The following is a 26,370-nucleotide window of genomic DNA, read 5'->3' on the forward strand; positions in this document are numbered from 1 at the left end:
CTCAGTTCCCTCCTCTTAGCCAAATAAGAGCGGCGACTAAAAAGAGGAAGAGAATGATGACCACTGTATCACGCCATTGCCAATTCAATTGACGGTACCTCGTCCTGCCCTCTCCGCCGCGGTAGCCTCTCACTTCCATTGCGATTGCGAGGTCCTCCGCCCGTTTGAACGCGCTGACGAAAAGAGGGACAAGAAGAGGAACGACCGCCCGGATCCTTTCTTTGACAGTCCCGCTCGTCAAATCGGAACCACGTGCGAGCTGCGCTTTTAATATCTTATCGGTTTCATCCATCAATGTAGGGATGAAGCGAAGGGAAATCGACATCATTAATGCAAGCTCGTGGACAGGCAATTTAATACGCTTTAAAGGATTCAACAGCGTCTCCATTCCGTCCGTGATGGAAATGGGGGACGTTGTCAACGTTAATATGGTTGTCATCAAGACAAGCACGAGGAAGCGGATGGAAATGTAAATCCCCTGCCTGACGCCTTCTTCGTAAATTTTGAGGAACTTCCAATCGATCAGCAATGCACCTTCTTTAGTGAAAATGAAGTGCATGAGCAATGTGAATATGATTAGGAAGAGAATCGGCTTCAATCCGTTGAACAGGAAATAGAGCCGGATGCGCGCAATAGAAATGACGAGCAATGTGAAAGCCAATAGCAAAGCGTACGTCGCCGTATTGTTAGCTAGAAAGACCGCTACGATGAACAAGAAGACGAACAGCAGCTTCGATCTCGGATCCAGCCGATGGACGAATGAATTTCCCGGCACGTATCGGCCGAAAATCATCTTCTCCAACATTATCGCTCACCTTCTTCCTTCAGAGCTTCTGCAATTGTCTTAGCAAGCTGCTCTTCCGTCAGTGCCAGCGTTCCAAATCGCTTGCCAAATAGCTTCTCCACTTTATGCTGAAACGCCACAGAACGCGGCAAGCCGAGCCGGAAAGACTTTAGTCGGTCAACATCCCCGAACACTTCCTCAGGCGCTCCAGCCATAACAGAACGCCCCTCATGCATGACGAGGACCTGATCCGCGTATCTAGCGGCATCCTCCATGCTGTGAGTGACGAGGATGGTCGTCAAGCCTTCCTCTTTATGCAATTTGGTAAACAGCTCCATAATTTCTTTCCGTCCACGCGGATCGAGTCCGGCCGTCGGTTCGTCCAAAATGAGGACTGACGGCTTGAATGCAAGGACGCCGGCAATCGCCACACGTCGCATCTGTCCCCCCGATAAATCGAACGGCGACTTCTGTGCAACGTCTTCAGGCAATCCCAACAGTCGGATCAATTCATGGGCACGCTGCCTAGCCTCTTCTTCGGGGATCCCGAAATTCAGCGGACCGAACATGATATCCTTTTCCACTGTTTCCTCAAAGAGCTGATGTTCAGGAAATTGGAACACGATGCCGACGTGCCGACGGATCTTTTTCAGCTCTTTCGCCTTCGTGTCAGCGGTGATGCTAACATCTCCGACACGCACTACACCTTCAGTCGGTTTCAATAAACCGTTTAAATGGAGAAGCAACGTCGATTTGCCTGATCCTGTATGTCCGATGATCGCCGTGTACGATCCTGTCCGTATCGAAGCATTCACCTCGTAAAGGGCCCGTTTTTCAAAAGGCGTGCCTTTTGCATACGAATAGCCTACTTGTTGAAGTGAGATGTCCATAATTCATTCACCAACTCTTCTTCCGTCATATGTTCCCCTTGTATCCCGACTCCTGCCTGGCGCAACGAACGCGATAGTCTTGCAGCGAAAGGCAAATCCAACCCAATTGACTCCAGCTTATCTCCATGAGCAAAAATCTCCTCAGGCTTGCCTGTCAACAACAACTTCCCATCATTCATTACTATGACCCTATCAGCCAATAGCACTTCTTCCAAATCATGTGTAATGGAAATGACCGTGAGCCCCGTTGCCCGCTTAAGTTCATCAACGACTTGGATCACCTCATCGCGCCCTTGCGGATCAAGCATGGAAGTCGCCTCATCCAAAATAAGCAGTCTGGGACGCATCGCAAGTGCCCCCGCAATTGCCACACGCTGTTTTTGTCCACCGGATAGATGATGAGGCTCATGATCCAGAAATCCTTCCATGTTCACTTGAGCAAGCGATTCGTGGACACGTGGCACCATTTCCTCGAAAGGGATGCCATTGTTCTCCAAAGCGAATGCAACATCGTCCTGAACAGTCGAGCCGACGAATTGATTATCCGGATTTTGAAAGACGATTCCGATGTCCGAACGGATTTCCCATAAGTTGTCCGCGTTCAGCTCCTCCAGGAAGACTTTCACTTTACCTTCCTCTGGAAACAAAAGACCGATCATCAGCTTCGCCAACGTCGATTTTCCTGAGCCATTATGACCGACGATAGCAATCCATTCACCGTCATTCACGGTGAAATTGACATCGTCAACCGCTCTCCGCGTTACGCCATCTTCCGACTCGTATGAATAGGACACGTGATCCAACGACAAAATTTCCTTCACATATGTCACCTCCGGGTTTTACTGATTATGTATGAAACAACTGAATTCTACAATTTTTTCTCTGAACAAATAAAAAAAGCGCGCACCTCATCCGAAGAAATGCGCTCCATTCTATTCTGATGCCGGGTGCTCAATCCGGATCAGCGGATGAGATGCGTAGAGCTAGACCGATCGGCTGAACCGTCGATCATAACACTCAGCTTTTAATATTGTCGTATAAATCATATAGATAAGAAAAGGGCGTGGCTGTGCGTATGACAGACACACCCTCGGTTGTTTGTATTTAGTAATTAAACTAACTCAATAACGACAACAGGTGCTCCGTCTCCGCGACGTGGTCCCATTTTCATGATACGCGTATAACCGCCTTGACGATCTGCGTAACGTGGTGCAACGTTATCGAATAGCTTTTGAATTGCATAGATTTCTTTCTCATTACCTTCTTCATCCGCAGTTGTTACCAACTCACGACGAATGAATTGTGCTGCTTGACGACGTGCATGCAAGTCACCGCGTTTACCAAGCGTGATCATCTTTTCAACGACTGAACGTAATTCTTTCGCACGCGCTTCTGTCGTTTGGATGCGCTCATGCACGATTAGGTCTGTCGCCAAGTCGCGAAGCATTGCTTTACGTTGTGAACTTGTACGTCCAAGTTTTCTGTAACCCATAGAAGTTTCCCTCCTTCAATCTAGTTGATTAATCTTCCGAGCGTAACCCGAGGTTCAACTCGTCCAATTTCGCCTTCACTTCTTCAAGTGATTTACGGCCAAGGTTGCGCACTTTCATCATTTCGTCCTCGGACTTATTAGCAAGTTCAAGTACTGTATTGATGCCTGCACGTTTCAGGCAGTTATATGAACGGACTGATAGATCAAGCTCTTCGATAGTCATCTCAAGAACTTTCTCTTTCTGGTCTTCTTCTTTTTCCACCATGATTTCAGCAGTTTGTGCTTCGTCAGTCATGCCGACGAATATATTCAGATGCTCCGTCAGGATTTTTGCTCCGAGCGAAACAGCTTCTTTTGGACCGATGCTTCCATCTGTCCAAATGTCAAACGTCAACTTATCAAAGTTAGTGCTTTGACCTACACGAGTATTCTCTACTTGGAAATTGACGCGTGAAACTGGAGTGTAAATAGAGTCGATCGGAATAACACCAATCGCAAGATCCTCACGTTTGTTTTGATCGGAAGGTGCATACCCTCGGCCCCGAACAGCATACATCCGCATACGCAAATGACCATTCTTGCCTAGTGTAGCGATTTGAAGATCCGGATTAAGCACTTCAACATCACTGTCATGGGTGATATCCGCTGCAGTAACCGTTCCTTCGCCTTTTACATCTATTTCAATCACTTTCTCATCATCCGAATAGATTTTGAGAGCAAGTTTCTTCACATTCAAAATAATTGTTGCAACGTCTTCGACGACACCTTCAATTGTAGAGAATTCATGAAGAACTCCGTCGATCTGGATAGATGTCACGGCAGCTCCTGGCAATGAGGAAAGAAGCACGCGGCGCAAGGAATTCCCTAAAGTGTTTCCGTATCCACGCTCCAATGGTTCAATAATAAATTTACCGAACTTGGAATCTTCGCTGATCATAACTGTTTCAATCTTCGGTTTTTCAATCTCGATCATTCATTTACCCTCCTTCAAAACGTCTAGTATATAGGCCGTTCCATATTGAAATCGATTATCAAAAGAAATCAAAATGCAATCACACAATTCAGTTTTACCAAAAATTGTGCTTTTCAATCAATTGGAGAACAAACCATTATACACGACGACGTTTCGGTGGGCGGCATCCGTTATGCGGAACCGGTGTTACGTCTCTGATTGCAGTTACTTCAAGACCTGCAGCTTGTAGTGAACGGATTGCAGCTTCACGACCAGCACCCGGTCCTTTAACAGTAACCTCCAAAGACTTTAAGCCATGCTCCATAGCAGTTTTGGCAGCAGTTTCAGCAGCCATTTGTGCAGCAAACGGAGTTGATTTACGGGATCCTCTGAATCCTAGTGCACCAGCACTGGACCAAGAAAGAGCATTCCCATGACTATCAGTGATCGTTACGATTGTATTGTTGAACGTCGAACGGATATGTGCAATACCAGTTTCAATATTCTTTTTCACACGACGTTTACGAGTTTGTTGTTTACGTGCCATGTCTACGAAAAACCTCCTTTACCTATTATTTCTTCTTGTTAGCGACAGTCCGTTTAGGACCTTTACGTGTACGTGCGTTGTTTTTCGTGTTTTGTCCACGAACAGGTAATCCACGACGGTGACGGATTCCACGGAAGCTACCGATTTCCATCAAACGTTTGATGTTAAGGGAAGTTTCACGACGAAGGTCCCCTTCAACTTTCAAAGCGTCGATTTGCTCACGGATTTTATCAAGTTCAGCATCAGTAAGATCACGAACCCGTGTTTCTTCAGAAACGCCAGCTCCAGCTAGGACCTTCTGTGCAGTTGTTTTCCCAATTCCAAAAATGTATGTCAATGAAATGACTACGCGCTTATCGCGCGGTACGTCTACACCAGCAATACGTGCCATATAGATTGTGCACCTCCCTTTGTATTAGCCTTGTCTTTGTTTATGTTTTGGATTTTCACAGATTACCATTACTCGGCCGCGTCTGCGAATAACTTTACATTTTTCGCAGATCGGTTTTACAGATGGCCTTACTTTCATCTTACCCAACCTCCTTCAATATTCCGGAGTTGCAAAAGTTTTATTTAAAACGGTATGTGATACGACCGCGTGTTAAATCATAAGGTGAGAGTTCCATCGTCACTTTGTCGCCAGGCAGGATGCGGATAAAGTGCATACGGATCTTGCCAGAAACATGTGCAAGAATCGTATGACCGTTTTCCAATTCCACCTTGAACATCGCGTTCGGCAACGTTTCGACTACGGTACCTTCAACTTCAATTACGTCGTCCTTCGCCATCAATCCTGTCTCCCTTCTATATCCAATAAAGCTCTTAACCATCGAGCGGCAGCAGTCGCCTTCAAAGCTTCCTTCAACATATGTCCGGATTGCATGAGTGATGTTCGAAAGACGTCTGTCACACTTCGTTTCCCGTAAGTCAGTCCCCGACTCTTGTTGTGGAAAATCGCGTCGGAAAAGACACAAACGACAGGATTGCCGTTGGTGCGTTCCATTTTCGCCACATGGTTCCGGACACCTTTTACATTATACCCACCTCGGCGGATATTTGCATTTACAAAGTCCCGAAACAGTGTCGCCAATGGATTATCACCAGTTCCTATACCGGGCACCATATGCCTTTGCAGCTCGTTAATCATATGCTCTTTCCGTGCAACAGTGTGATGCTGCCCGCAATATGGCGTGCATGAATTGCGTCCGGAAAGGATCACTGGCCACTCTCTTGTAGGATAGCGTCCAGATCATTGAAAACAACATTGATGTCTTTTTGTCCATCTATGTTTGTCAGCACGCCTTTGTCGTTGTAATACGCCAATAGTGGTGCTGTTTGATTCATATTTACTTCCAGACGGTTAGTTACAGTTTCCGGATTGTCGTCCGCCCGCTGATAAAGTTCTCCGCCATCCTTATCACATTTGCCTTCAACCTTTGGCGGGTTGAATTGCAAATGGTAGGATGTGCCGCATACTTTACATATTCTGCGACCGGTCAATCTTGCGATAAGTTCTTCTTTTTCTACTTTGATGTTGAGAACATGCTCAATCTTCCTGCCCATCTCCGAAAGCAGTGCATCCAATGCTTCTGCCTGAGGAACTGTACGCGGAAAACCATCAAGTAGGAATCCGTTATCACAATCCGATTTGCTTAGTCGTTCACGCACAATGCCAATTGTCACTTCATCAGGAACAAGAGCACCTTGATCCATGAACGATTTTGCTTTGACTCCAAGTTCCGTGCCTTCTGCAATCGCAGCACGGAACATATCGCCTGTAGAAATATGAGGGATTTCGTACTTTTCGACAATTTTATCTGCTTGCGTACCTTTACCGGCACCCGGCAGACCCATTAATACGATATTCATACGTCTTGCCCTCCGTAATTATTTAAAACAGGAGCTCACCAAGGGGCGCGCCTATTCAAAATATTATTTCATGAACCCTTTGTAATGCCTCTTCACGAGTTGTGATTCAAGCTGTTTCATCGTTTCAAGTGCAACCCCGACGACGATGAGCAAGCTAGTTCCTCCGATTTGAGCGGACTGTGGAAGGTTCGCCAAATTGATGAAGAAAATCGGCATGACTGCTATTGTGGCAAGGAAGAGCGAGCCAACAAATGTTAGTCTGTACAAAGTGCTCGTTAAATAGTTTTGCGTATTTTGTCCTGGACGGATGCCTGGGATATACGCGCCTTGCTTTTTCAGGTTATCTGCCATATTCTCCGGATTCACCTGAATGAATGCGTAGAAATATGTGAAAGCAAGGATCAGTGCTACATAAATGATCATCCCGACCGGTTGATTGTAGTCAAACGTCCGTGTAATGAATTTTGTAACACTATTATCACCGAAAAATGCACTCAATTGCTGAGGAGTGATGAAAAACGCCACAGCGAAGATTACCGGGATAACACCTGCAGCATTCAATTTCAATGGTAAGTGCGTTTGTTGTCCGGCCGTCGTCTGTTGACGACCTGTCATACGTTTTGCGTACTGAATCGGAATTTTACGGAGCGCTTCCTGTACATAAACGACTCCGACGATGATCGCAATGATGACGATCAACAATAATGCCATCATAGCAAGACGAATGAACAACGCGTCTCCCGCATCTTGAATTTGTGTTGCATAGAGTTGGTTCACTGCATTCGGAATAGCTGCAACGATACCCGCGAAGATGATAATGGAAATACCATTACCGACTCCTTTTGCGGTGATCTGCTCACCAAGCCAAAGCAGGAATGATGTACCGGCAGTTAAAACAATCGCGATCATCACATATGTGGAGATCCCTTCGCCAAGGATAAGCGTGCCACCAAACATTTGGTTAAAGCCGAATGACATGGCAATCGCTTGAATAAAGGCGAGGACGACTGTGAAATATCTTGTGAACTGAGCAAGCTTCCGTCTTCCGACATCCCCTTGCTTCGCCCATTCAGTGAATTTCGGAACAACATCCATCTGCAATAATTGCACAATGATGGAAGCGGTGATGTACGGCATGATTCCCATTGCAAAAATGGAGAACTGCGATAACGCGCCACCGCCGAATATGTTTAGAAATCCGATGAATTGGTTGTTTGATTGTTGCAAAGCTGTTGCATCAACGTTTGGGACCGGCACAAATGCACCGAGTCTGAATACGATGAGCACTACTAGTGTGAAAATGATTTTAGACCGAATATCTCTAACGCGCATAAAGTTGGAGATTGTCTGAAACATTAAATCACCTCTGCTTGCCCGCCCGCTTTCTCGATCGCTTCTTTAGCAGAAGCAGAGAATTTATGAGCTTTGACAGTAATCTTTTTTTCAAGAGTCCCATTTCCAAGAATCTTAATTCCTGATTTTTCATTGCTCACGATTCCAGTTTCAATTAGCAATTCAGGCGAAACTTCGGTACCTTCGTCAAAACGGTTCAGTACGTCCAAATTCACGATTGCATATTCTTTACGATTGATATTCGTAAATCCACGCTTCGGAAGTCGTTGGAAAAGTGGAATTTGTCCACCCTCGAATCCAAGACGGACACCGCCGCCGGAGCGAGCGTTTTGTCCTTTATGACCTTTACCGGAAGTTTTACCTGTACCGGAACCGATTCCACGACCAATGCGTTTACGTGCTTTACGTGCGCCTTCAGCTGGCTTCATATCGTGTAATTTCATCTTATCGGCACCTCCTTATATCGAAAATGTGCATTATTGTTCTTTAACAGTGACTAAGTGGCTAACCTTGCTGATCATGCCACGGATTGCTACGTTGTCTTGATGTTCAACTGTCTGATTCAACTTACGCAGACCGAGAGCTTCAACTGTTTTACGTTGTGCTGGCTTTGAGCCGATTACACTTTTCGTAAGGGTGATTTCAAGTTTGTTCGCCATATTGTTTCCCCCCTTAACCTAACAGTTCTTCTACGGATTTACCGCGCAATTTAGCAACCTCTTCAGCGCGTTTCAAATTCTTCAATCCTTCAATTGTTGCACGTACCATGTTGATCGGTGTGCTTGATCCCAAGGATTTTGAAAGGATATCCGTGATTCCTGCAAGTTCAAGTACCGCACGGACAGGTCCTCCGGCGATTACTCCTGTACCAGGTGCTGCCGGTTTGATAAGGATTTGACCTGCACCGAAACGTCCAATAATTTCGTGTGGAGTCGTTCCTTTAACCATTGGCACTTCGATCAAGTTCTTCTTCGCATCTTCGATTGCTTTACGGATAGCATCAGGAACCTCTTGCGCTTTCCCTGTTCCAAAACCGACGCGGCCGTTTTTATCGCCGACAACGACAAGTGCTGTGAAGCGGAAACGACGTCCACCCTTTACCACTTTCGCTACGCGGTTGATCGTTACTACGCGTTCTTCGAATTCACTTCTATTCTGATCATTACGACGCATGAAATATGTCCCTCCTTCTTAATTAAAATTCAAGTCCATTTTCGCGTGCTGCGTCTGCAAGAGCTTTCACACGGCCGTGGAATAGGTATCCGCCACGGTCGAAAACAACCGATTTGACATCCTTTTCAACGGCTTTCTTCGCGATCATCTCGCCGACTTTAGCTGCTGCTTCAGCATTCGCCTTAGAGTCCATATCGAACCCTTTATCCATAGTGGAAGCACTAGCAATCGTAACGCCATTCATATCGTCGATTAGTTGTGCATAGATATGTTTGTTTGAACGATAAACATTCAAGCGTGGACGCGCTGGAGTTCCGCTGATCTTCGTACGCACACGTGCGTGACGTTTTTTGCGGACAGCGTTCTTATCTTGTTTCGTGATCATCGTGGTCACTCCTTCCGAATGCCTTTACGCGGCATTATTTACCTGTTTTTCCTTCTTTACGACGGATAATTTCGCCTTCGTACTTAATACCTTTACCTTTATACGGCTCAGGTGGACGTACTTTACGAATGTTAGAAGCCAATGCACCGACGCGCTCTTTGTTGATACCGCGAACGATGATTTTCGTGTTAGCAGGTACTTCAACTGTAACTCCTTCTTCCGGTGTAAACTCAACCGGGTGGGAGTAACCTACGTTCAATACAAGCTTTGTGCCTTGAAGCTGTGCACGGTAACCAACCCCGACAAGTTCAAGTGTACGTTCAAAACCTTTTGATACACCAGTTACCATATTGTCCAGAAGGGAACGAGTAGTTCCGTGGATGGAACGGTGTTCTTTCGATTCAGATGGGCGAGTCAAAGTGATGACGTTGCCTTCCTGTTCGATTTTAATATCAGTGTTAAATGTATTTGTAAGTTCGCCTTTCGGGCCTTTAACAGTGACTTCGTTGTTATCAGAGATAGTAACTGTCACGTTTTCAGGTACCTCGATCGGACGTTTACCAATTCGGGACATCCTATTGCACCTCCATTCAATTGTTACAGATTACCAAACGTAAGCTACGACTTCTCCGCCTACTTGTTTCGCGCGTGCTTCCTTGTCAGTAAGGAGACCGTTCGACGTGGATACAAGGGCGATACCAAGGCCATTCAAAACTTTAGGAACTTCATTTGTTTTAGCATAAACACGAAGACCAGGTTTTGATATACGTTTAAGACCAGTGATAACACGCTCGTTGTTTTGACCATATTTAAGGAAAATGCGGATAATGCCTTGTTTGCTATCTTCCACATATTCAACATCGCGGACGAAACCTTCACGTTTCAAGATTTCAGCGATTTCTTTTTTCATATTTGAAGCAGGTACCTCAAGCTTCTCGTGACGAACCATGTTCGCGTTACGGATGCGTGTAAGCATATCTGCGATCGGATCACTCATTGTCATTCCATTAACCTCCTTCCCAAGTTAGGGGATTACCAACTAGCTTTTTTAACGCCAGGAATTTGTCCCTTATATGCGAGTTCTCGGAAACAAATACGGCAAAGTTTAAATTTACGATATACGGAGTGCGGACGACCACATCGCTCGCAACGTGTATATTCTTGAACCTTGAACTTTTGCGTACGTTTCTGTTTAACGATCATTGATTTCTTAGCCACGTTTTCGCCTCCCTCTAGTTTACTTTTGGAACGGCATGCCGAACTGCGTTAGCAACTCGCGTGCTTCTTCATCAGAGTTAGCAGTCGTAACGATGACGATATCCATTCCTCGTACTTTAGATACTTTATCGTAGTCGATTTCAGGGAAAATCAGCTGTTCTTTCACACCAAGTGTGTAGTTGCCGCGACCGTCGAATGATTTTTTCGAAACGCCTCGGAAGTCACGAACACGTGGAAGTGAAACTGAGATCAGCTTGTCCAGGAATTCATACATACGTTCACCGCGCAATGTAACTTTTGCTCCAATCGGCATTCCTTCACGAAGACGGAATCCAGCGATTGATTTTTTCGCTTTTGTTACAACTGGTTTTTGACCGGAAATAATCGTTAGATCTTCTACTGCCGCGTCAAGCGCTTTTGTGTTTTGAACAGCATCACCAACACCCATGTTGATGACGATTTTATCTACTTTAGGTACTTGCATTACTGAAGTATATTCAAACTTGCTCATAAGAGCAGGTGTGACTTCTTTCGAAAACTTCTCTTTTAATCGGCTCATCAGTTGGACCTCCTTTCATCCATTACTCATTTGTCCAGTGCTTCACCGGATTTTTTAGCAATACGAATCTTTTTGCCATCTACAATTTTGTATCCTACGCGAGTAGGCTCGCCTGTTTTAGGATCGATTGGCATGACGTTGGATACATGGATAGCTGCCTCTTGGCTGACGATTCCGCCTTGAGGATTTGCTTGGTTCGGCTTTGTATGTTTCTTAACAATGTTGACGCCTTCTACAAGCACGCGATCCTTCTTAGGGAAAGCAGCTAAGATTACTCCGGTCTTACCTTTGTCTTTTCCGGTGATGACCATAACTTTATCGCCTTTTTTAACGTGCATTTCATCGCACCTCCTTGATTGGCACTGTCATGTGATTAAAGAACTTCTGGAGCTAGTGAAATGATTTTCATGAAGTTGCTGTCGCGCAATTCGCGTGCAACTGGTCCGAAAATACGTGTCCCACGTGGGCTCTTGTCATCACGGATGATAACACATGCGTTTTCGTCGAACGTAATGTAGGAGCCATCTTTACGACGAACTCCGCTTTTCGTGCGGACGATAACAGCTTTGACAACGTCGCCTTTCTTGACAACGCCACCTGGTGTTGCTTTTTTCACTGTTACAACAACGACGTCACCGATATTAGCAGTTTTACGACCTGTTCCACCAAGTACTTTAATTGTTAGAACTTCACGTGCACCTGAGTTATCGGCAACTTTCATACGGCTTTCTTGTTGAATCATTGAGGCTACCTCCTCTCGGAATTTACTTTCCGAACGATATTAGATGATGACCGCTTTTTCGACAATCTCGATGAGGCGGAAACGTTTTGTAGCTGAAAGTGGACGTGTTTCCATAATGCGAACTACATCGCCGATTTTCGCTTCATTCAGTTCGTCATGGGCCTTGAATTTCTTCGAGTACTTTACACGTTTTCCGTATAAAGTGTGTTTTTTATGTGTCTCTACCATTACGGTAACCGTTTTATCCATTTTGTCGGATACTACACGGCCTGTATATACTTTGCGCTGGTTACGCTCAGTCATGGCTGCAACCTCCTTCATCAGTTATTTGCACTGATCTCTCTTTGACGTATTACAGTTTTCATGCGCGCAATCGATTTGCGAACTTCACGGATGCGTGCAGTGTTTTCTAATTGTCCTGTCGCTAATTGGAAGCGAAGGTTGAAAAGCTCTTCTTTCAGTGATTTCACTTTTTGCTCAATTTCTGCAGTTGTTAAGTCACGGATTTCTTTAGCTTTCATTAGATTCACCACCAATTTCTTCACGTTTTACAAACTTGCTCTTCACGGGCAGTTTGTGAGATGCGAGACGAAGCGCTTCACGAGCAACCTCTTCTGACACACCTGCGATTTCAAACATTACACGACCTGGTTTCACTACTGCTACCCAGCCTTCTACAGCACCTTTACCGGAACCCATCCGGACTTCAAGAGGCTTTTTCGTATATGGCTTGTGTGGGAAAATATTGATCCAAACTTTACCGCCACGTTTCATGTAACGTGTCATTGCGATACGAGCGGATTCGATTTGGCGGTTCGTGATCCAACCTGATTCAGTTGCTTGCAGGCCATACTCACCGAATTGCACAGATGCTCCGCCTTTTGTAGTTCCGCGCATTTTACCACGGAATACACGACGATATTTAACGCGTTTAGGCATTAACATAATTAGTTGCCTCCTTCCCCAGAGTTCTTCTTCACTGGAAGGACTTCTCCCCGGTAAATCCATACTTTTACGCCAAGCTTACCATATGTAGTATCAGCTTCTGCGTGTGCATAGTCAATGTCTGCACGTAATGTATGAAGGGGAACAGTACCTTCACTGTAGTGTTCCGCACGAGCGATGTCAGCACCGCCAAGACGTCCGGAAACTTGAGTTTTAATTCCTTTTGCACCAGAACGGATTGTACGTTGAATTGCTTGTTTTTGAGCACGACGGAATGAAACACGGCTTTCCAATTGGCGTGCGATTGATTCTGCAACCAATTTCGCGTCAAGATCAGCACGTTTGATTTCTACAATGTTGATGTGTACACGCTTGCCAGTGATATCATTCAACGATTTACGAAGTGCTTCGACTTCAGAACCGCCTTTACCGATCACCATACCCGGCTTCGCAGTGTGGATTGTAATATTGACACGCTTTGCTGCACGTTCGATTTCCACTTTGGAAACTGCTGCGTCAACAAGGCGTTTTTCGATGTACTCACGGATTTTCAAGTCTTCGTGTAAAAGAGTCGCATAGTCTTTCTCTGCATACCATTTCGAATCCCAGTCACGAATGATGCCAACCCGTAAACCATTAGGATGTACTTTTTGACCCACGAATTACCCCTCCTTCTTTTCGGATACCACTACTGTAATGTGGCTAGTACGTTTGTTGATCGCACTTGCACGACCTTGTGCTCGTGGACGGAAACGTTTCATTGTTGGACCTTCATCAACGAAAACTTCGCTGACGATCATGTTCTCAACATCCATCTCATAGTTGTGTTCAGCATTAGCGATTGCTGATTTCAATACTTTTTCTACAACCGGCGATGCCGCTTTAGGCGTCAGGCGTAGAATCGCGACAGCTTCACCGATTTTCTTGCCCCGGATAAGATCAACGACCAAACGGACTTTGCGAGGAGCAATACGGACTGTGCGGGCAGTAGCTTTTGCTTGTTGCATCAGAATAACCTCCTCTCAATTAACGTCTTGTTTTCTTATCGTCAGCGCCATGACCTTTGTATGTGCGCGTAGGTACGAATTCACCGAGTTTGTGACCAACCATATCTTCAGTCACATAGACAGGTACGTGCTTGCGTCCGTCATACACTGCAATCGTCAATCCGATGAAGGATGGGAAAATTGTGGAACGGCGAGACCAAGTTTTAATGACCTGTTTCTTTTGTGTATCTTTTTGAGCGTCGACCTTTTTAAGTAGATGATCATCTGCAAAAGGTCCTTTCTTCAAGCTGCGGCCCATGGAAAAACCTCCCTCCGTGATGGGTGTACTACGGTCCTCTTACCGAACCGCAGTGTCATCACATTATTTTTTACGGCGACGAACGATAAGTTTGTCGGATTTGTTGTTTTTCTTACGAGTTTTGAAGCCAAGAGTTGGTTTACCCCAAGGTGTAACTGGGCTCGGACGACCGATTGGAGTACGTCCTTCACCACCACCGTGTGGGTGATCGTTAGGGTTCATGACAGATCCACGGACACTTGGACGTTTACCCATCCAGCGTGAACGACCTGCTTTACCGATGTTGATCAATTCGTGTTGCTCGTTACCTACTTGACCGATTGTTGCACGGCAAGTTGATAGGATCATACGAACTTCTCCAGATTGAAGACGGATGATTACGTATTTGCCTTCACGCCCTAGAAGCTGAGCGGATGTACCAGCAGAACGTACCAATTGTCCACCTTTACCAGGTTTCATTTCGATGTTGTGGATAGTAGAACCCATCGGAATGTTTTCAAGTGGAAGAGCGTTCCCTACGCGGATGTCCGCTTCAGGTCCTGACATGACAGTCATGCCTACTTCCAATCCTTTTGGAGCAAGGATATAACGTTTTTCTCCATCAGCATAGTTGATTAGAGCGATATTAGCAGAACGGTTTGGATCGTATTCGATCGTAGCAACGCGTCCTGGAATGCCATCTTTCCGACGTTGGAAATCGATGACACGGTATTGGCGCTTATGGCCTCCACCTTGGTGACGAACAGTCATCCTACCTTGGTTGTTACGGCCGCCTTTCCGTTTTACCGGCTCAAGCAATGATTTTTCCGGCTTATCTGTAGTGATTGCAGAGAAGTCAGAGCTTGTCATGTTACGACGTCCGTTGGAGGTAGGTTTGTATTTCTTAATCGCCATTGGTGTTCCCTCCTTTGTTTATTTACGAACCAATTACAATTCGAATAGTTCGATGTCTTTTGAATCAGCAGTCAACGTTACGATAGCTTTGCGGCGTTTGTTAGTGTAGCCAGCATGCTTGCCCATACGTTTGAACTTGCCTTTGTAGTTTTGTACGTTGACTTTCTCAACTTTTACTCCGAAGATTTCTTCGATAGCTTGCTTCACATGTGTTTTGTTAGCGCGAGTATCGATTTCGAAAGTGTACTTTTTGAATTCCATTTGTTCTGAAGAACGCTCGGTAATGACCGGACGTTTTAGGACATCACGTGCTTCCATTAACCAAGCACCTCCTCAATTTTTTGAACTGCATCTTTTGTGATGACAAGCTTGTCATGAGCGACAAGGTCAAGCACGTTGATGCCGTTTGCTGTAACAACACTGATTCCAGGGATGTTGCGAGCGGACAATGCCACCGCTTCGTCAAGATCAGCTGTTACGAACAATGCTTTTCTATCAATAGAAAGATCTGTTAGGACCTTTGTAAATTCTTTTGTTTTTGGTGCATCGAATGTAAGAGCGTCCAATACGATGATTTCCTCGTCGCGTACTTTCGTAGAAAGCGCTGAAAGGAGTGCCAAACGACGGACTTTCTTAGGAAGCTTGTAGCTGTAGCTTCTTTGAGATGGACCAAATACGATACCGCCTCCACGCCATTGTGGTGAACGGATTGAACCTTGACGTGCACGTCCAGTTCCTTTTTGGCGCCATGGTTTACGGCCACCGCCAGCAACTTCCGCGCGAGTTTTTACTTTATGGTTCCCTTGGCGCAATGATGCGCGTTGTTGAACCAATGCTTCAAATAGGACAGCTTCATTTGGCTCGATTCCGAAAATCGCTTCGTTCAATTCGATATCGCCAACTGAAGAACCTGTCTGACTTAGTACGGATACTTTAGGCATTATGTTTCCTCCTTCCTTTAAGAATTAGTTCCCTTTGATTGCGCTTTTCACTGTGATTAGTGATTTGCGTGGTCCTGGAACATTACCTTTAATTAGTAGCAAGTTACGCTCAGCGTCAACTCGTACGATTTCAAGGTTTTGGATCGTTACAGTGTCTCCACCAGTACGTCCTGGTAATTTCTTACCTTTGAATACACGTTGTCCGTCAACCGCACCTAGTGAACCTGGCGCACGGTGGAAACGGGAACCGTGACTCATCGGTCCGCGTGAGTATCCGTGGCGTTTGATAACACCTTGGAACCCTTTACCTTTTGATACTCCTGTAATGTCGACGATATCGCCTTCTGCGAATGTATCGACTTTGACTTCCTGACCAACTTCGTACCCAGCTACGTCAACTCCGCGGAATTCGCGAATGAAGCGCTTAGGTGCCGTTTCAGCTTTGGCAACGTGGCCTTTTTCAGGTTTGTTTGCAAGCTTCTCACGTTTGTCGTCGAATCCAAGCTGGATTGCTTCGTAGCCGTCTGTTTCGTTCGTCTTCTTTTGAAGAACAACGTTTGGAGCAGCTTCAATCACAGTCACTGGAATGAGATCGCCGTTTTCAGCAAAAATTTGCGTCATGCCGACTTTTCTCCCTAAGATTCCTTTGGTCATTTGTCACACCTCCTGATTTTAATAAGTTTTATTTTATCGATTAAAGTTTGATTTCAATGTCAACGCCAGATGGTAGATCGAGTTTCATCAACGCATCGACAGTTTGTGGTGTCGGGTTAACGATATCGATAAGACGTTTATGCGTACGCATTTCGAACTGCTCGCGCGAATCTTTGTACTTATGTACCGCACGAAGTACTGTATAAACAGATCTTTCAGTTGGAAGTGGAATCGGACCTGACACACTTGCACCTGAACGTTTTGCTGTTTCTACAATCTTTTCAGCTGACTGATCAAGGATTCTGTGATCATATGCTTTTAAACGGATACGAATCTTCTGTTTTGCCATTATTTTCCCTCCTTCTCGCCTATTTTCTAGACATTCTCCACGAAAATTTCCCACACACTTGCCATGGCAAAGCGGCCGGGTGTGTCGGCAACCTCTCGCTTCATCGCAGTCAAAGACCAACATTCAACATTATACACAATGAAAAAGAATCCCGCAACCCTTTTGGCGAAATTCTTTTCTCAGCTTTTTAATTATAATAGGGTACGACTTATAATTCAACTGTTTTGTGGGATTTTGAGTGAAAAATAGCTTGGATTTTAACGATTCGTAGCTTTGTTTGTAATAATAGGGATCGTTGAAGTTAGTTTGTTGCATTGATAGCGGATAGGAATGAGTTGTTTGGACGCGTGATAGCTTGCTTTGGACGTACGAGCAGCTTACTTTGGACGTACATCACCTCGTTATGGACGCACAACAGCTCGCTTTAGGCGCGGAACGCCTTACTATGGACGCGGAGCGAATTACTTTGAGCGTAGGAGTGTTCACTTTGAGCTCGGGATATTCATCACTCACCCTTTTACCGCGGCTGCAACCCAAGATCAGTCCCACATACATTCGCGCCAAATGCATTCGACTAATTTAAAGATTCTCCAAAAGAAAAACCCCGCACCGGTGCGGGGTTTTTAAAGGTTATTACTTTTCGATTGTTGCTACAACGCCAGCGCCTACTGTACGTCCACCTTCACGGATTGAGAATTTAGTACCTTCTTCAATCGCGATTGGAGCGATAAGTTCAACTGTCATTTCAACGTTGTCGCCAGGCATAACCATTTCCACGCCTTCTGGAAGTTGGATGATACCAGTTACGTCAGTTGTACGGAAGTAGAACTGTGGGCGGTAGTTAGAGAAGAATGGAGTGTGACGTCCACCCTCTTCTTTTGATAGAACGTAAACTTCTGATTTGAATTTAGTGTGTGGAGTGATTGTACCTGGTTTAGCAAGTACTTGTCCACGCTCGATGTCTTCACGGGAAACTCCACGAAGAAGTGCACCGATGTTGTCGCCAGCTTCTGCATAGTCAAGAAGCTTACGGAACATTTCAACACCTGTTACAGTAGTTGATTTTGGCTCTTCAGTCAAACCAATGATGTCTACAACGTCACCGATTTTAACTACTCCACGCTCAACACGTCCAGTAGCAACTGTACCGCGTCCTGTGATTGAGAATACGTCCTCAACAGGCATCATGAATGGTTTTTCAGTGTCACGTGGTGGTGTTGGGATGTACTCGTCAACAGCATTCATAAGCTCAACGATTTTCTCTTCCCACTCTGGCTCACCTTCAAGTGCTTTAAGAGCAGAACCTTTGATGACAGGAATGTCGTCGCCAGGGAACTCATACTCAGATAGAAGGTCACGGATTTCCATTTCGACTAGCTCAAGAAGCTCTTCGTCGTCAACCATGTCACATTTGTTCATGAATACAACTAGGTAAGGAACACCTACTTGACGTGAAAGAAGGATGTGCTCACGAGTTTGTGGCATTGGGCCGTCAGCTGCAGAAACAACTAGGATTCCGCCGTCCATTTGTGCTGCACCAGTGATCATGTTCTTAACGTAGTCAGCGTGACCTGGGCAGTCAACGTGCGCGTAGTGACGCTTTTCAGTTTCATACTCGATGTGTGAAGTATTGATTGTGATTCCACGCTCTTTTTCTTCTGGCGCGTTATCAACGTCAGCGTAAGATTTCGCTGTTCCACCCATTTTTTTCGAAAGAACTGTTGCGATTGCAGCAGTCAAAGTTGTTTTACCATGGTCAACGTGACCGATTGTTCCAACGTTAGCATGCTCCTTGGAGCGATCGAATTTCTCTTTACCCATTGTGGAATTCCTCCTTAAAAATATGAATGTTTTTTAGTTTTTTATAAGCATGGATGCTGGAGAAGCAATTCCCTCCAACTATCCATATCTTACAAGTAATCAATGATGGAAACAAGGATGAATATTAATTATTCACCTTTATTTTTCTTGATGACTTCTTCTGCAACTGATTTCGGAACATCTTCGTAGTGATCGAATGACATGGAGAATACTCCACGGCCTTGTGTATTCGAACGAAGTGAAGTTGCGTAACCGAACATCTCTGCAAGTGGAACCATTGCACGGACAACTTGTGCGTTACCGCGAGCGTCCATACCTTCCACGCGACCACGGCGTGATGTGATATCACCCATGATGTCGCCCATGTATTCTTCAGGAATGATGACTTCAACTTTCATCATCGGCTCAAGAAGAACTGGGTTACATTTTGCAGCTGCATTTTTAAGTGCCATGGAAGCAGCGATCTTGAACGCCATCTCGTTGGAGTCGACGTCATGGTAAGAGCCATCGAATAGACGAGCTTTTACGTCGATCAACGGATAACCTGCAAGAACACCATTGTTCAAGGAATCACGAACTCCCGCTTCAACGGATCCGATGTATTCACGAGGAACAACACCACCGACGACAGCGTTTACGAATTCGAAACCTTTTCCTTCTTCGTTTGGCGAGAACTCAATCCAAACGTGACCGTATTGTCCACGACCACCGGATTGACGGACGAATTTACCTTCAACTTCCGCAGCAGTGCGGAATGTCTCACGGTAAGAAACTTGTGGTGCACCAACGTTAGCATCTACCTTGAACTCACGACGTAGACGGTCAACGATGATATCAAGGTGAAGTTCACCCATACCAGCGATGATGACTTCGCCTGTTTCTTGGTCAGTGTGCGCACGGAAAGTCGGGTCTTCCTCTTGCAATTTCGCAAGGGCGTTACCCATCTTATCTTGGTCACCTTTAGTTTTCGGTTCAATCGCAACAGAGATAACCGGTTCTGGGAAATCCATGGACTCAAGGATGATTGGTGCTTTGTCGTCACAAAGCGTGTCACCTGTTCCAGTATCTTTCAAACCGACTGCAGCTGCAATTTCACCTGAATGGACTTCAGAAATTTCTTCACGGGAGTTTGCGTGCATTTGCAGGATACGTCCTACACGCTCACGCTTTCCTTTAGTAGAGTTCTGTACATATGAACCCGATTGAAGGACACCGGAATAAACACGGAAGAATGTAAGCTTACCAACGTAAGGGTCTGTCATAACTTTGAACGCTAGAGCAGAGAACGGCTCTTCGTCGCTTGAATGACGCTCTTCTTCTTCTTCTGTTTCCGGGTTGACACCCATCATTGGTGGAATGTCGAGTGGTGATGGCAAGTAGTCGACAACAGCGTCGAGGACTAATTGAACACCTTTGTTTTTGAAAGCCGTACCACAAACAACTGGGTAGAATTCTACCGCAAGAGTCGCTTTACGGATTGCAGTTTTGATTTCGTCGACCGTCAGCTCTTCGCCGCCGAGGTATTTTTCCATGAGATCTTCATCAAAGTCTACGATCGCTTCGATCAATTTCTCACGGTATTCTTCGGCTTGCGCACGGTGTTCTTCCGGAATATCTTCCACTGTAACATCAGTTCCGAGGTCATTACCGTACATAGTAGCTTTCATTTCGACGAGGTCGATGATGCCGCTGAAATTATCTTCAGCACCAATCGGAAGTTGGATCGGAACAGCATTCGCTTGTAGACGATCATGAAGAGTGCCTACAGAGTAAAGGAAGTCCGCACCTGTTTTATCCATCTTGTTAACGAAAACAAGACGTGGAACTTTATAGTTTGTCGCTTGGCGCCAAACAGTTTCTGTTTGTGGTTCAACGCCCGATTGAGCGTCAAGAACCGTTACAGCACCATCCAATACGCGAAGTGAACGTTCAACTTCAACTGTGAAGTCTACGTGTCCCGGTGTATCGATGATGTTTACACGGTGGCCTTTCCATGCAGCTGTTGTCGCAGCAGAAGTGATCGTGATTCCACGCTCCTGCTCCTGCTCCATCCAGTCCATTTGGGAAGCCCCTTCGTGCGTTTCTCCAATCTTATGGATCTTACCTGTGTAAAAAAGGATCCGCTCGGTCGTCGTCGTCTTACCGGCGTCGATGTGAGCCATGATACCAATGTTACGAGTATTCACTAAGGAGAACTCTCTAGCCATTTTGTATAACTCCTTCCGTTTCGGATTAAGGTGTCAATCAATCACGCCTCGGCGTGATTGTGTCAGGATTTTTTCGAGCAAGCTCGAAAACCTACCATAAAAAATCCTTGACATCCGCCGGAGGCTTTCATCTTTTTTCAGCTGAATCTCAACACCCGCTAAACAGTATTCAAAATTGCATGCATCTCGATACCTTTAGAGGCGGCAATCTTCTGCTGAATAAAGATAAAACGTCCGATCTTACCAGCGATAGTGAGCGAATGCTTTGTTCGCTTCTGCCATCTTGTGCATTTCTTCACGGCGTTTCACGGAAGCACCTGTGTTGTTGGAAGCATCAAGGATTTCATTCGCAAGACGTTCTTCCATCGTTTTCTCACCACGTGAGCGGGAGTAGTTTACAAGGTAACGCAATCCGAGAGTTGTACGGCGTTCAGGACGAACTTCAACCGGAACTTGGTAGTTCGCACCACCGACACGGCGAGCACGTACTTCAAGCACTGGCATAACATTGTTCAATGCTGCTTCAAATACTTCTATAGGGTCTTTACCTGAGCGTTCTTGAACAAGTTCAAACGCACCATAGAGGATTTTTTGTGATGTACCTTTTTTACCGTCTACCATCATTTTGTTGATAAGACGAGTGACAAGCTTCGAATTATAAATCGGATCCGGTAATACGTCGCGTTTTGCAACAGGACCTTTACGAGGCATATTGTTTTCCTCCTTTCGAAATAATCATTTCGTTTTCGTTATTAGTTTTTCTTTTCTTTAGGTCTTTTCGCACCGTATTGTGAACGGCTTTGCATACGGCCAGTAACTCCAGCTGTATCAAGCGCTCCACGTACGATGTGGTAACGAACACCCGGTAAGTCTTTTACACGTCCTCCACGGATTAGAACAACGCTGTGCTCTTGAAGGTTGTGACCTTCACCAGGGATATATGCGTTCACTTCCAAAGTGTTTGTCAAACGAACACGCGCATATTTACGAAGAGCCGAGTTCGGTTTCTTCGGAGTCATTGTACCCACACGAGTACAAACACCTCTTTTTTGTGGCGAGTTGACGTTTGTCATCGACTTTTTGAAGCTATTATAACTTTTTCCGAGTGCTGGTGCCTTGGAACTGTCCGACTTCGATTTACGAGGTTTACGGACCAATTGGTTAATTGTAGGCATCGGATTTCCTCCTTTCACTGTGCTTTTTGTAAGACCACACATCCAGGTGGTTCATTTTTGGGGTAAAAACAAAGTCTTTGTGTGTTTCATCACACAAAAACTATCATACAGTAATGGCGACGACGGACGCACCGACTTGAATGCCGCATGCCTGACCGAGCTTTTCCCTCGAATCGACATAACTTACTTGAATGCCGTGCTTGGCTGCTTCCCCGATTACCGGTTCGATCAGCTTTCCTTCGACATCTTCCGCAATGACGACTTCCTTCACCACGCCAGACTTTATCGCTTTCACTGTTTGCTTTGTACCGATGATTGTCTTCTTTGCCTGCTCGACTTTTTCATAAGACATTCGTGCATCCTCCAAAGTACAGACATTCAACTATCAACCTTTTGTATATTACCATCTACGAAGATGCATGTCAACAATTAATAAAAAATGGGGAGAGGATTCTTTCTCTCCCCATTTGATTATCATTTACTCAATTACCGCTGCTGTCGCCTTTTCTTCCTGTTCCATCTTGATCTGGCGATAACGCTGCATGCCAGTTCCAGCTGGAACAAGCTTACCGATGATGACGTTCTCCTTAAGGCCGAGCAATTCATCCGTTTTTCCTTTGATCGCTGCATCTGTTAAGACGCGAGTCGTTTCTTGGAAGGATGCTGCCGACAAGAAGGATTCCGTTTCAAGTGATGCTTTCGTAATACCGAGAATGACCGGACGTGATGTAGCCGGCACCTTCCCGCTTTTCAATACTTTAGCGTTCGCCTCGGCGAATTGGTGGATGTCGAGCAATGAGCCCGGAAGTAGATCCGTGTCTCCAGCTTCGATGACACGCACTTTTCGAAGCATCTGGCGGACCATCACTTCAACGTGCTTATCACCGATCTCAACACCTTGCATACGGTAAACTTTCTGAACTTCTTTAAGAAGGTATTCTTGTACAGTCGCTACGTCTTTAACGACAATCAATTCTTTCGGATCGATGGAACCTTCTGTAATGCTGTCCCCGCGATCGATTGAATCGCCGACTTGTACTTTCAAGCGGGCGTTGTACGGAGCAAGATACTTGCGCGTTTCAACTTCCCCTTGAATTGTAATTTCCTTCTGACCTTCCCGGATTTCGTCAATCTCAGTGATTTCACCTTTGATCTCAGAAATGACTGCTTGCCCTTTTGGATTCCGGGATTCGAAAATCTCCTGGATACGAGGAAGACCGGATGTAATGTCATCCCCCGCAACTCCACCTGTATGGAATGTACGCATCGTAAGCTGTGTACCAGGCTCACCGATTGATTGCGCAGCGATGATACCAACTGCCTCACCAACTTCAACCGTTTCCCCTGTTGCAAGATTGATGCCGTAACATTTTTTACAAACACCGTGTTTTGTATTACAAGTGAACGCAGAACGGATTGTAACTGTTTCGATTCCTGCATTGATGATTGCTGTTGCAAGATCGGCAGTGACAAGACCATCTTTCGGAACAATCACTTCGCCCGTTTCCGGATGACGGATTGTCTTCTTCGTATGACGGCCCTCAATACGCTCTTCCAATGTTTCGATGACTTCTGTTCCTTCAGTCAGAGCGCTGATTTGCAGACCTCTGTCCGTTCCGCAATCGTCTTCGCGTACGATGACATCTTGCGCAACGTCTACGAGACGACGTGTCAAGTAACCGGAGTCAGCAGTTTTCAATGCTGTATCCGCAAGACCTTTACGGGCACCGTGAGTGGAAATGAAGTACTCAAGTACTGTCAATCCTTCACGGAACGAAGACTTGATCGGCAACTCGATGATCCGTCCTGCCGGGTTGGCCATTAGTCCCCGCATTCCTGCGAGCTGCGTGAAGTTGGACGCGTTACCACGGGCACCTGAGTCACTCATCATGTAAATAGGGTTTGTATTTTCAAGAGAGTCCATCAGTTTATCCTGGATGACGTCCTTGGCATTGCTCCAGTAGGAAATGACACGGTCATAACGCTCTTCCTCCGTAATGAGACCACGGCGGAATTGTTGCGTTACTTTATCCACTTTATCTTGAGCTTCTTTCAAAATATCATCTTTGTTCGGCAATACGACGATATCTGAAATACCGACCGTGATGCCTGCACGAGTTGAATATTTAAAACCTAGGTTTTTCATCCGGTCAAGCATTCTTGAAGTTTCCGTGATATGGAACTTCTTGAAGATTTCCGCGATGATATTTCCAAGGATCTTTTTACGGAACGGAAGGACGATCTCCGCATTTTGAATATGCTCTCTAATATTGACCGTTCCATCAATGAAGTATTTATCCGGCGTTTCAATCTGTAGATTGTGATCTGTCGGTTCATTGATGTATGGGAACGTCTCAGGAAGAATTTCATTGAAAATAAGCTTCCCGATTGTTGTCAATAAAAGCTTGCGGTTCTGTTCTTCTGTGAATGTAGGGTTGTTCAACGAACCAGCTTGGATGGCGATTCTCGTATGCAAGTGGACATGGCCTGTTTGATATGCAATCAAAGCCTCATTCATATTGCTGAAAATCGACCCTTCTCCAATGGATCCTTCCCTTTCCAACGTAAGGTAGTAGTTGCCCAACACCATATCCTGTGATGGAGTAACAACTGGTTTACCGTCTTTCGGGTTCAGGATGTTTTGCGCTGCAAGCATGAGTAAACGCGCTTCTGCTTGAGCTTCTGCTGAAAGCGGAACGTGAACAGCCATTTGGTCTCCGTCGAAGTCGGCGTTATAAGCCGTACATACGAGTGGATGAAGCTGGATGGCACGTCCTTCGACCAACAATGGTTCAAATGCCTGGATTCCAAGTCTATGAAGAGTAGGAGCACGGTTTAGTAATACCGGATGCTCTTTAATGACGTCTTCAAGGACATCCCAAACTTCTGAATGCAAACGTTCGATCTTGCGTTTCGCACTCTTGATGTTATGGGCCAGTCCACGTTCAACCAATTCCTTCATAACGAAAGGCTTGAACAATTCAATCGCCATTTCTTTCGGAAGACCACATTGATACATTTTCAAGTTAGGTCCAACAACAATTACCGAACGACCTGAATAATCGACCCGTTTACCCAACAAGTTTTGACGGAAGCGACCTTGCTTCCCTTTCAACATATGGGAGAGGGATTTCAACGGACGATTTCCTGGACCAGTAACCGGACGTCCGCGACGACCGTTGTCAACTAGTGCGTCGACAGCTTCCTGCAACATCCGCTTTTCGTTCTGCACGATGATGCCAGGTGCGCCAAGGTCAAGAAGTCGCTTCAACCGGTTGTTCCGGTTAATTACCCTACGGTAAAGGTCATTCAAATCGGAAGTTGCGAAACGGCCGCCGTCCAGTTGTACCATCGGGCGCAGTTCCGGCGGGATGACCGGCAACACTTCGAGAACCATCCATTCCGGACGGTTTCCAGAGTTACGGAAAGATTCGACGACTTCCAAGCGTCTGATCGCACGAGTACGACGCTGACCTTGTACAGTCTTCAACTCTTCCTTCAGGCTTTCCGTTTCTTTGTCTAGATCGATTGCCATCAAAAGTTGTTCAATCGCTTCGGCACCCATGAGCGCCTGGAATTTCGAACCATACTTTTCACGGTATAGCCTGAATTCCTTCTCGGAAAGCAATTGTTTCCGCTCGAGTGGTGTGTCTGCAGGGTCAACAACGACATAAGATGCGAAATAAATGATTTCTTCCAACGCACGTGGTGTCATATCTAGAATTAAGCCCATTCTGCTTGGAATGCCTTTGAAATACCAAATATGTGTGACCGGTGCTGCAAGCTCGATATGCCCCATACGTTCACGACGAACTTTTTGGCGTGTCACTTCAACACCACAACGGTCACAAACGACGCCTTTGTAACGGACACGCTTGTATTTACCGCAATGACATTCCCAGTCTTTTGTAGGTCCGAAAATCCGTTCACAGAACAGACCGTCTTTCTCTGGTTTCAATGTACGATAGTTGATCGTTTCGGGTTTTTTCACTTCACCGTAAGACCAAGAACGAATTTTATCCGGTGAAGCAAGGCCGATTTTCATATACTCAAAATTGTTTACATCTATCAAGGAGCCTACCTCCCTCTTATCTTATCTCCGCGATGGACTCACA

At 45.6% G+C, this 26,370-nt stretch carries 39 protein-coding genes; all 39 read right to left on the reverse strand.

The genetic code is table 11. The features are described 5' to 3' along the window. Position 1: 1 nt before the first annotated feature. Positions 2–805 (reverse strand): energy-coupling factor transporter transmembrane component T family protein, encoded by an 804-nt coding sequence (locus M3152_RS12360; protein WP_251695502.1) that lies wholly within the window; start codon positions 803–805, stop codon positions 2–4. Further along, positions 805–1,674 (reverse strand): energy-coupling factor ABC transporter ATP-binding protein, encoded by an 870-nt coding sequence (locus M3152_RS12365; protein WP_251695503.1) that lies wholly within the window; start codon positions 1,672–1,674, stop codon positions 805–807. Before M3152_RS12365 ends, M3152_RS12360 begins: the two co-directional genes overlap by 1 nt. Further along, the gene (locus M3152_RS12370) at positions 1,650–2,495 is read right to left on the reverse strand and encodes an energy-coupling factor ABC transporter ATP-binding protein (protein ID WP_251695504.1); all 846 of its coding nucleotides are present in this window, start codon (positions 2,493–2,495) and stop codon (positions 1,650–1,652) included. Before M3152_RS12370 ends, M3152_RS12365 begins: the two co-directional genes overlap by 25 nt. A 290-nt stretch (positions 2,496–2,785) precedes the next feature. After that, on the reverse strand, positions 2,786–3,166 hold the full coding sequence (rplQ, locus tag M3152_RS12375; RefSeq protein ID WP_251627905.1) for a 50S ribosomal protein L17: 381 nt from the start codon (positions 3,164–3,166) through the stop codon (positions 2,786–2,788). A 28-nt stretch (positions 3,167–3,194) separates the two neighbouring features. Then, complete coding sequence (locus M3152_RS12380; RefSeq protein WP_251627903.1) at positions 3,195–4,139, reverse strand: DNA-directed RNA polymerase subunit alpha; 945 nt, start codon at positions 4,137–4,139, stop codon at positions 3,195–3,197. A 136-nt stretch (positions 4,140–4,275) separates the two neighbouring features. After that, the gene (gene rpsK / locus M3152_RS12385; RefSeq protein WP_009499031.1) at positions 4,276–4,665 is read right to left on the reverse strand and encodes a 30S ribosomal protein S11; all 390 of its coding nucleotides are present in this window, start codon (positions 4,663–4,665) and stop codon (positions 4,276–4,278) included. 25 nt (positions 4,666–4,690) lie between these two features. Next, on the reverse strand, positions 4,691–5,056 hold the full coding sequence (gene rpsM / locus M3152_RS12390) for a 30S ribosomal protein S13 (protein ID WP_251627901.1): 366 nt from the start codon (positions 5,054–5,056) through the stop codon (positions 4,691–4,693). Positions 5,057–5,080: 24 nt separating this feature from the next. Then, positions 5,081–5,194, reverse strand: a complete 114-nt coding sequence (rpmJ, locus tag M3152_RS12395) for a 50S ribosomal protein L36 (protein WP_076758849.1) — start codon at positions 5,192–5,194, stop codon at positions 5,081–5,083. Positions 5,195–5,234: 40 nt separating this feature from the next. After that, positions 5,235–5,453 carry a translation initiation factor IF-1 gene (gene infA, locus M3152_RS12400; protein ID WP_060203457.1) on the reverse strand — a complete coding sequence of 73 codons (219 nt, stop codon included), beginning with the start codon at positions 5,451–5,453 and terminating at the stop codon, positions 5,235–5,237. Next, on the reverse strand, positions 5,453–5,884 hold the full coding sequence (locus tag M3152_RS12405) for a hypothetical protein (protein WP_251695505.1): 432 nt from the start codon (positions 5,882–5,884) through the stop codon (positions 5,453–5,455). Before M3152_RS12405 ends, infA begins: the two co-directional genes overlap by 1 nt. Continuing rightward, positions 5,881–6,534 (reverse strand): adenylate kinase, encoded by a 654-nt coding sequence (locus tag M3152_RS12410; protein WP_251695506.1) that lies wholly within the window; start codon positions 6,532–6,534, stop codon positions 5,881–5,883. Before M3152_RS12410 ends, M3152_RS12405 begins: the two co-directional genes overlap by 4 nt. 63 nt (positions 6,535–6,597) lie before the next feature. Then, positions 6,598–7,890: a preprotein translocase subunit SecY gene (gene secY / locus M3152_RS12415; RefSeq protein ID WP_251695507.1), complete on the reverse strand. Its 1,293-nt coding sequence runs from the start codon at positions 7,888–7,890 to the stop codon at positions 6,598–6,600. Then, positions 7,890–8,330, reverse strand: coding sequence for a 50S ribosomal protein L15 (gene rplO, locus M3152_RS12420; protein ID WP_251627893.1), 441 nt, complete (start codon positions 8,328–8,330; stop codon positions 7,890–7,892). Before rplO ends, secY begins: the two co-directional genes overlap by 1 nt. 33 nt (positions 8,331–8,363) lie before the next feature. Next, entirely contained in the window at positions 8,364–8,546 is a 183-nt protein-coding gene (gene rpmD, locus M3152_RS12425) for a 50S ribosomal protein L30 (RefSeq protein ID WP_251695508.1), read from the reverse strand. A 13-nt stretch (positions 8,547–8,559) separates the two neighbouring features. Next, entirely contained in the window at positions 8,560–9,060 is a 501-nt protein-coding gene (gene rpsE, locus M3152_RS12430) for a 30S ribosomal protein S5 (protein WP_060203444.1), read from the reverse strand. A gap of 22 nt (positions 9,061–9,082) precedes the next feature. Continuing rightward, entirely contained in the window at positions 9,083–9,445 is a 363-nt protein-coding gene (rplR, locus tag M3152_RS12435) for a 50S ribosomal protein L18 (protein WP_251627892.1), read from the reverse strand. Between the two features lie 34 nt (positions 9,446–9,479). Beyond that, positions 9,480–10,019 (reverse strand): 50S ribosomal protein L6, encoded by a 540-nt coding sequence (rplF, locus tag M3152_RS12440; RefSeq protein WP_251695509.1) that lies wholly within the window; start codon positions 10,017–10,019, stop codon positions 9,480–9,482. Positions 10,020–10,049: 30 nt separating this feature from the next. Then, positions 10,050–10,448: a 30S ribosomal protein S8 gene (gene rpsH, locus M3152_RS12445; protein WP_147057440.1), complete on the reverse strand. Its 399-nt coding sequence runs from the start codon at positions 10,446–10,448 to the stop codon at positions 10,050–10,052. 29 nt (positions 10,449–10,477) lie between these two features. Continuing rightward, a complete protein-coding gene (locus tag M3152_RS12450; RefSeq protein ID WP_230498276.1) occupies positions 10,478–10,663 on the reverse strand; it encodes a type Z 30S ribosomal protein S14 in 186 nt (61 codons plus the stop codon). Between the two features lie 19 nt (positions 10,664–10,682). Beyond that, entirely contained in the window at positions 10,683–11,222 is a 540-nt protein-coding gene (gene rplE, locus M3152_RS12455; RefSeq protein WP_251695510.1) for a 50S ribosomal protein L5, read from the reverse strand. Positions 11,223–11,248: 26 nt separating this feature from the next. Continuing rightward, entirely contained in the window at positions 11,249–11,560 is a 312-nt protein-coding gene (rplX, locus tag M3152_RS12460) for a 50S ribosomal protein L24 (protein WP_251627886.1), read from the reverse strand. Positions 11,561–11,595: 35 nt separating this feature from the next. Further along, complete coding sequence (gene rplN, locus M3152_RS12465) at positions 11,596–11,964, reverse strand: 50S ribosomal protein L14 (protein WP_251695511.1); 369 nt, start codon at positions 11,962–11,964, stop codon at positions 11,596–11,598. Positions 11,965–12,003: 39 nt separating this feature from the next. Continuing rightward, on the reverse strand, positions 12,004–12,267 hold the full coding sequence (rpsQ, locus tag M3152_RS12470; RefSeq protein ID WP_251695512.1) for a 30S ribosomal protein S17: 264 nt from the start codon (positions 12,265–12,267) through the stop codon (positions 12,004–12,006). Positions 12,268–12,284: 17 nt separating this feature from the next. Beyond that, a complete protein-coding gene (rpmC, locus tag M3152_RS12475) occupies positions 12,285–12,485 on the reverse strand; it encodes a 50S ribosomal protein L29 (RefSeq protein ID WP_009499049.1) in 201 nt (66 codons plus the stop codon). Next, positions 12,475–12,909: a 50S ribosomal protein L16 gene (gene rplP / locus M3152_RS12480; protein ID WP_251695513.1), complete on the reverse strand. Its 435-nt coding sequence runs from the start codon at positions 12,907–12,909 to the stop codon at positions 12,475–12,477. Before rplP ends, rpmC begins: the two co-directional genes overlap by 11 nt. Before the next feature lie 2 nt (positions 12,910–12,911). After that, positions 12,912–13,568 carry a 30S ribosomal protein S3 gene (rpsC, locus tag M3152_RS12485; protein ID WP_251695514.1) on the reverse strand — a complete coding sequence of 219 codons (657 nt, stop codon included), beginning with the start codon at positions 13,566–13,568 and terminating at the stop codon, positions 12,912–12,914. 3 nt (positions 13,569–13,571) lie between these two features. Continuing rightward, positions 13,572–13,916 carry a 50S ribosomal protein L22 gene (gene rplV, locus M3152_RS12490; RefSeq protein WP_060203423.1) on the reverse strand — a complete coding sequence of 115 codons (345 nt, stop codon included), beginning with the start codon at positions 13,914–13,916 and terminating at the stop codon, positions 13,572–13,574. A gap of 19 nt (positions 13,917–13,935) precedes the next feature. Further along, positions 13,936–14,214, reverse strand: coding sequence for a 30S ribosomal protein S19 (gene rpsS / locus M3152_RS12495; protein ID WP_251695515.1), 279 nt, complete (start codon positions 14,212–14,214; stop codon positions 13,936–13,938). Positions 14,215–14,277: 63 nt separating this feature from the next. Continuing rightward, positions 14,278–15,108 carry a 50S ribosomal protein L2 gene (gene rplB / locus M3152_RS12500; protein WP_251695516.1) on the reverse strand — a complete coding sequence of 277 codons (831 nt, stop codon included), beginning with the start codon at positions 15,106–15,108 and terminating at the stop codon, positions 14,278–14,280. Between the two features lie 33 nt (positions 15,109–15,141). After that, on the reverse strand, positions 15,142–15,426 hold the full coding sequence (rplW, locus tag M3152_RS12505; RefSeq protein WP_251695517.1) for a 50S ribosomal protein L23: 285 nt from the start codon (positions 15,424–15,426) through the stop codon (positions 15,142–15,144). Next, the gene (gene rplD, locus M3152_RS12510) at positions 15,426–16,049 is read right to left on the reverse strand and encodes a 50S ribosomal protein L4 (RefSeq protein ID WP_251695518.1); all 624 of its coding nucleotides are present in this window, start codon (positions 16,047–16,049) and stop codon (positions 15,426–15,428) included. The genes rplW and rplD overlap by 1 nt, the downstream gene beginning before the upstream one ends. A 24-nt stretch (positions 16,050–16,073) precedes the next feature. Further along, positions 16,074–16,703, reverse strand: a complete 630-nt coding sequence (gene rplC / locus M3152_RS12515; RefSeq protein ID WP_251695519.1) for a 50S ribosomal protein L3 — start codon at positions 16,701–16,703, stop codon at positions 16,074–16,076. 40 nt (positions 16,704–16,743) lie between these two features. After that, positions 16,744–17,052 carry a 30S ribosomal protein S10 gene (gene rpsJ / locus M3152_RS12520; RefSeq protein ID WP_060203412.1) on the reverse strand — a complete coding sequence of 103 codons (309 nt, stop codon included), beginning with the start codon at positions 17,050–17,052 and terminating at the stop codon, positions 16,744–16,746. 633 nt (positions 17,053–17,685) lie between these two features. Next, positions 17,686–18,873, reverse strand: coding sequence for an elongation factor Tu (gene tuf / locus M3152_RS12525; protein ID WP_251695520.1), 1,188 nt, complete (start codon positions 18,871–18,873; stop codon positions 17,686–17,688). 128 nt (positions 18,874–19,001) lie between these two features. Then, positions 19,002–21,080, reverse strand: coding sequence for an elongation factor G (fusA, locus tag M3152_RS12530; protein WP_251695521.1), 2,079 nt, complete (start codon positions 21,078–21,080; stop codon positions 19,002–19,004). A 240-nt stretch (positions 21,081–21,320) separates the two neighbouring features. Further along, positions 21,321–21,791 (reverse strand): 30S ribosomal protein S7, encoded by a 471-nt coding sequence (gene rpsG / locus M3152_RS12535; RefSeq protein WP_251627862.1) that lies wholly within the window; start codon positions 21,789–21,791, stop codon positions 21,321–21,323. A gap of 41 nt (positions 21,792–21,832) precedes the next feature. Continuing rightward, the gene (gene rpsL, locus M3152_RS12540) at positions 21,833–22,255 is read right to left on the reverse strand and encodes a 30S ribosomal protein S12 (protein ID WP_251627860.1); all 423 of its coding nucleotides are present in this window, start codon (positions 22,253–22,255) and stop codon (positions 21,833–21,835) included. A gap of 103 nt (positions 22,256–22,358) precedes the next feature. Continuing rightward, positions 22,359–22,607, reverse strand: coding sequence for a ribosomal L7Ae/L30e/S12e/Gadd45 family protein (locus tag M3152_RS12545; RefSeq protein WP_251695522.1), 249 nt, complete (start codon positions 22,605–22,607; stop codon positions 22,359–22,361). Between the two features lie 126 nt (positions 22,608–22,733). Continuing rightward, a complete protein-coding gene (gene rpoC / locus M3152_RS12550) occupies positions 22,734–26,327 on the reverse strand; it encodes a DNA-directed RNA polymerase subunit beta' (RefSeq protein ID WP_285847167.1) in 3,594 nt (1,197 codons plus the stop codon). Positions 26,328–26,370 lie beyond the last annotated feature (43 nt).

The sequence above is a fragment of the Sporosarcina luteola genome (genome assembly GCF_023715245.1).
GTDB lineage: Bacteria > Bacillota > Bacilli > Bacillales_A > Planococcaceae > Sporosarcina > Sporosarcina luteola_C.